This window comes from Cellulomonas rhizosphaerae (genome assembly GCF_003470205.1).
GTDB lineage: Bacteria > Actinomycetota > Actinomycetes > Actinomycetales > Cellulomonadaceae > Cellulomonas > Cellulomonas rhizosphaerae.
In genome coordinates, this window is record NZ_QWKP01000077.1 from 1 (window position 1) to 5,163 (window position 5,163).

Annotated in this window: 5 protein-coding genes; 2 read left to right on the forward strand and 3 right to left on the reverse strand. The window is 74.5% G+C overall.

Annotated elements, in window-relative coordinates; translation table 11 throughout:
• Positions 1-58: 58 nt before the first annotated feature.
• Positions 59-448: a 50S ribosomal protein L7/L12 gene (gene rplL, locus D1825_RS01340; protein ID WP_118765716.1), complete on the reverse strand. Its 390-nt coding sequence runs from the start codon at positions 446-448 to the stop codon at positions 59-61.
• A gap of 99 nt (positions 449-547) precedes the next feature.
• A complete protein-coding gene (gene rplJ, locus D1825_RS01345; RefSeq protein WP_118765717.1) occupies positions 548-1,078 on the reverse strand; it encodes a 50S ribosomal protein L10 in 531 nt (176 codons plus the stop codon).
• Positions 1,079-1,376: 298 nt separating this feature from the next.
• Between rplJ and D1825_RS01350 the strand changes: the two genes are divergently transcribed.
• Positions 1,377-1,793, forward strand: coding sequence for a DUF4383 domain-containing protein (locus tag D1825_RS01350; RefSeq protein ID WP_118765718.1), 417 nt, complete (start codon positions 1,377-1,379; stop codon positions 1,791-1,793).
• Positions 1,790-2,368 (forward strand): hypothetical protein, encoded by a 579-nt coding sequence (locus D1825_RS01355; protein WP_118765719.1) that lies wholly within the window; start codon positions 1,790-1,792, stop codon positions 2,366-2,368. Before D1825_RS01350 ends, D1825_RS01355 begins: the two co-directional genes overlap by 4 nt.
• 1 nt (position 2,369) lies before the next feature.
• Here the strand turns inward: D1825_RS01355 and D1825_RS01360 are convergent, their stop codons facing one another.
• Complete coding sequence (locus tag D1825_RS01360; protein WP_118765720.1) at positions 2,370-4,979, reverse strand: CHAT domain-containing protein; 2,610 nt, start codon at positions 4,977-4,979, stop codon at positions 2,370-2,372.
• Positions 4,980-5,163: the final 184 nt, after the last annotated feature.

A 5,163-nucleotide genomic window follows, 5' to 3' on the forward strand; every position in this document is an offset into this window, starting at 1 on the left:
AAGCCCGCACCCCCTGGGGGTGCGGGCTTCCGTATGCTCCGGCAGGCCGGAGCTCAGATCACTTGAGCGTGACGGTCGCGCCGGCGCCCTCGAGCTGCGCCTTGGCCTTCTCGGCCGTCTCCTTGTTCGCGCCCTCGATGACGGCCTTGGGGGCGGCGTCGACGAGGTCCTTGGCCTCCTTGAGGCCGAGCGACGTGAGCGCGCGCACCTCCTTGATGACCTGGATCTTCTTGTCGCCGGCGGCCTCGAGAACGACGTCGAACGAGTCCTTCTCCTCCTCGGCCGGGGCGTCCGCGCCGGCGCCGCCAGCGGCGGGGGCGGCAGCGGCGACCGGAGCGGCCGCGGTGACCTCGAAGACGTCCTCGAACGCCTTCACGAACTCGGAGAGCTCGATGAGAGTGAGGCCCTTGAACTGCTCGATGAGCTCGTCGGTGCTGAGCTTCGCCATGAGAGGCGTTCCTTTCTTCGGTGCCAGGCGGCGCGGTGGTGTGCCGGCCTGAGCAGGGTGTGGGTGTGCGCGGTCGCGCGATCTCGGCAGGAGCCGGGATCAGGCAGCAGCGGCTTCCGAGTCCTGCTTCTGGCGCAGGGCATCGATGACACGGGCGGCCTGGGCGGTGTTCGCGGTGAATGCGTAGGCAGCCTGGTAGAGCTTGCCCTTCATCGCGCCGGCCGCCTTGGCCAGCAGAACCTCGCGCGACTCGAGGTCCGCGAGCTTGGTGACCTCGGCAGCGGTCAGGGCGCGTCCGTCGAGGACACCGCCCTTGATGACCAGTGCCGGGTTCGCCTTGGCGAAGTCACGCAGTCCCTTGGCGGCCTCGACCGGGTCGCCGGTGACGAAGGCGATCGCCGACGGGCCCGCGAGCGCGTCGTCGAGGCCGGTCAGACCAGCTTCCTTGGCCGCGATCGCGGTCAGCGTGTTCTTCACCACGGCGTAGGTTGCGTTGCCGCTGAGCGCGACGCGGAGCTTCTTGAGCTGCGCGACGGTGAGCCCGCGGTACTCGGTCAGCACGGCCGCGTTCGACTCGCGGAACTTGTCCGTGAGCTCTGCGACTGCGGCTGCCTTGTCCGGCCTCGCCATGGCAATCCTTCCAGTGGTGGTGCCACCGGCTCCTGGCCCCGAACAAACGAAAGAGCCCCGCGCAGGCGCGGGGCTCGGCATCCGGACTGGTCCGGGGACTGAACTCTCACCTGCGCTGGCTCCCGCTGTGCGGGACTTCGGGCGGTCCGACGAATCGGGCCGACAACCGGCGGTCTTGGGCGGGAGCAACAGTACGCGAGGACCGCCCTCGGACCAAATCGCCTCTCGGACCCATCCGTCGGCACCCAGGCGCCGAACCCGAGGGGTACACCGTCCCGACCCCGGAAGGTCGCCCATCATGAGCCAGTCACCGAACCGCATCATCGGAGCCGTCTTCGGCGCCGTCTACCTGCTCGTCGGCGTCGCCGGCTTCTTCGTCACCTCGGGGGTCGCGTTCGCGGGCACCGAGGGCAAGGCGCTGATCATCTTCGACGTCAACCCGCTGCACAACATCATCCACCTGCTGATCGGCGGCGCGCTGCTGCTGGCTGCGACCCGCTCGGTGCCCGCGTCGAAGGCGGTCAACACCACCGTGGGTGCCGTCTACCTGCTCGTCGGCGTCGTTGGCCTGTTCCTCGTCGGCTCGGGCGCGAACATCATCGCGCTGAACGGTGCGGACAACGTCCTGCACTTCGCGAGCGCGATCCTGCTGCTCGGCGTCGGCCTGGGCGCCGACAAGGCCGCGCGCACGACGACCGCCACGGCGCGCGCGTGAGCACCGGCCCGCGCCCGAGCACGGTGGCGTTCGCCGACGACGAGCGGACCGCGACCTTCGTCGCGCGCTCGTGGGCGGCGCTCGCCGCGCTCGGCGCGGGCCTCGTGCTGCTCGCCCTAGGCGCGGAGCACGTCACGGCGCACCCGCTCGTCGGCGCCGCGCTCCTGGGCGTCGGGGCCGCCGAGCTGCTGTGGTCGCTCGCCGCGATGCGCGGTCCCCTCCCGCTCCCCCGCACGACGCTCGGCGTCCTGCTGGTCGGGGCCGTGGGCTGGCTCCTCGTCGCCCCGGCCGTCGGCACGCTCGGCGCTGCCGAGCTCACCGCGGTCGGGCTGCAGCTGCTGGCCGCCGTGCTCGTGGCGGTCGCGTCGCGCACGACGACGAGCGCGCCTGCCCCTGCCGCACGCTCGCACCCGCTCGGCCGGCTGGGGCTCCTGGCCGCGGGAGCGCTCGCGATCGCCGCGCTCACGGTGCCCGGCCTCGCGGCGACCGACGCCGGCGCGCACGCCCAGCCGCACGGCTCGCACGGCCTGCCGGGTCTCCCCGGCCTGGGTGGCCACGCCGGCCACGGCGGCTGAGCTAGACGGGCGCCCCGAAGCACACCAGGGGGACCAGCGCCCCGGTCGCCAAGCGATCCTCGTGCGTCGCGGTCGCCACCGCGGTCGCGATGGGCACCTCCTCGCGCAGCAGCACGTGCGTACGCGTCATGACCCGCAGCGCCGTCTCGTCGGGCAGCGGGGCGAGCGCCGCCACGACGCAGCCGACGCCCGTGCGCAGCAGGACGCTCGCGAGGCCGAGGGCCTCACCACCGGCCCGGATGCTCGCGCGTCCCACCTCGCACGACGAGAGCAGCACCAGATCGGGCACGGTCCCGCCCATGTCCAGCTCGTGCGCGAACAGCGGGCCGTCGGCCAGCCGGACCGACGAGAAAAGAGGGTTGTCCGGCTCGTGCCGCCCGTGCGCAGCGAGGTGCACGATGCCCGGCGACGCGAGCAGCTCGACCATGCGCGCCACGGTCGCGTCCTCGCCGACGACGACCTCGCCGTCCGGCCACAGCCGTCCGATCTCGTTCACCTCGGCCTCGGCGTGCCGCAGGCCGGGACCGGCGGCCGCGCTGACGTGGGCAGGCCGGCCCGTCGCGCTCCCGGCGTAGCGCATCCAGTGGTGGACCGACGGCGCGACGACCGTCGGGCGCCCCACGCGCGACGGAAGCATCGACCACGGCAGCACGCCGAGCCAGCCGGCGGCGACCACGACGAGCTCGTCCGGCGCCTGGAGGGCGGGCGCGAGCCGCGCCTCGATGTGGGCGAGGCTGCGGTCCAGCGACCGGTTGGCGACCGCCCGCAGGTCCGCCGGGACGAGCGGGTTAGACAGCACCTCGAGGTCGGCGTGCACGCGGCGGACCTCCTCGGCCACGTCGGCCGCGGGGCCCAGGGTGTGCAGCGCCGAGCCGGAGTCGTCCACGCGGACGGCCAGGAGCTCGCCGCGGTGCTCGAGGACGTCGAGCAGCACGCTCCCGGCTCGACGCTCGACGGTCCGCCGCACCTCGGCGGCGCGGGCCACGCGCTCCTCGCGTGCGGTGCCGCGCTCGTGCCACGACCGGGCGAGGATCTCGTGCTTGAGCCGCTGCGCCTCGCGCATGTGGCGCACGCGCACGGGGTCCGAGGCCGGCAGGTCGGGCGCCTCACGACCCGCGTCGATGAGCTTGCGCAGGTCCCACAGCAGCTCGGCCGTCTCGGGGTCGCTCGGCGGGTTGACCCGCGGCGAGCCACCGATGACCGACCGGACCCGCTCGGCAGCCTCGAGCACGGCGGTGGGCCGCGCGTTCGCGAGCGCGAGCTGCATGTCGAGGTCGGCCAGCGCGGTGCCGTGGACCGCGCCGGCGGTGCGCAGATCCAGCGAACCGAAGCGCGCGCGGTGGTTCTCGAGATCCCGCTGGCCGGCGCGGACGTAGCGCGCCGCGCGGCCGGGCTCCTGAGCGGCGATCGCCAGCACCGCGCGGATCCGTCGGCCGTGCAGCCGGACGGCGAGCGGGTCGTCGGTCCGCACCGGGCCGAGCTGCTCCAGCAGCTCGGCGGGGTCCTGGACCGCTCCCCGGGCCAGGTCCGCCTCGATCCGGACGTAGGAGGCAGCGTCCTGCCAGACCCGCCGCCCGGTCGCTGCGCACAGCTCCTCGAGCACCGCCGCGCGCCGCGAGAGCCCCGCCCACGCCGACCGCGAGCGGGCATCGGTCGGAGACGTGGCGAAGGCGGCCGCGTCGGCCTGCAGGGACAGGAGCGTGGCGCGCACGGCCCAGGCCTCGTCGCCGCGCCGGTTGAACCGACGGCGCGCGGACGCGGCGAACTCCCGCGCGGCCTCGAGGTCGCCGCGCAGCAGCGCGCACTCGGCCCGACCCAGCTCGCACTCGGCCACGTCGCGCGTGAGCCGCTCGGCCGCGAACATCGCCGCGGCCTCGGCGAGCGTCGCGTCGGCGACGCCCACGAGCCCCGCCTCGAGCAGCACGTCGCTGCGGTCGCGCAGTGCCGTGGGCCGGGGCGGCCCGGGCAAGGTCCGCGCGGCGGCCTCCATCTGGGCGAGGGCCTCGGGCAGGTGTCCGGCGTAGAAGTGCACGTAGCCGAGGTTGTGCTCGGCCTTGAACAGCAGGCGGTCGAACCCGGCCTGACGCGCCCGGCGCGCGCACTCCCCCAGGTCCGCGCGCGCGGCCGACAGCTCGCGGCGCTCGATGTGCAGCACGCCGCGGTTGAGCAGCGCGCGGCAGCCGTCGACGGGGTCGGCGACGTCGATCGCGTCGATCACGGAGCTGAGCAGCTCGAGGGCCTCGTCGTGCCGCCCAGCCCGCAGCGCGGCGAGGCCGCGCGTGCCGTCGATCGCGGGCTGCAGGCCGGGCCAGACCTCGCCCGCACCCGTCTCGACCATCTCGTCGAGGCGCTCGGCCGCCGTGCGCGTGCGCGTGCCCGTCTCGGCCTCGCTCTTGACGAGCTCGGTCAGCGCCCGCGCCCGCACGCGCACGACGGAGCGCACGCGGTTGGTCGGGTCGATGCTGTCGAGCGCCGTGAGCGCACCCTGCAACCTGCGCCGGGCACGCTCGGGGCGCCCCTCGGCGTTGTCCGTCTCGGCGCGCCCCACCGCCCCGACGACGGCGTCGAGGGATGCCGGTCCGGCCGCTGCCGGGCCGTGCGAAGGGGACATGTGCGCCTAGAGCTCGATCTGCGGGGTGACCACCGGGACGGTGGGGTCGGAGGGACGGCGCAGCACGAGCCGCGCCGGACCTCGGTCGACGTCGACGAACGAGAACCGGCCGTCCTCGTCGGAGACCGTGACGGTGGTGTCGCCACCCTGGTGCAGCTCGACCTCGATCTCCTCGGCCGGTGCC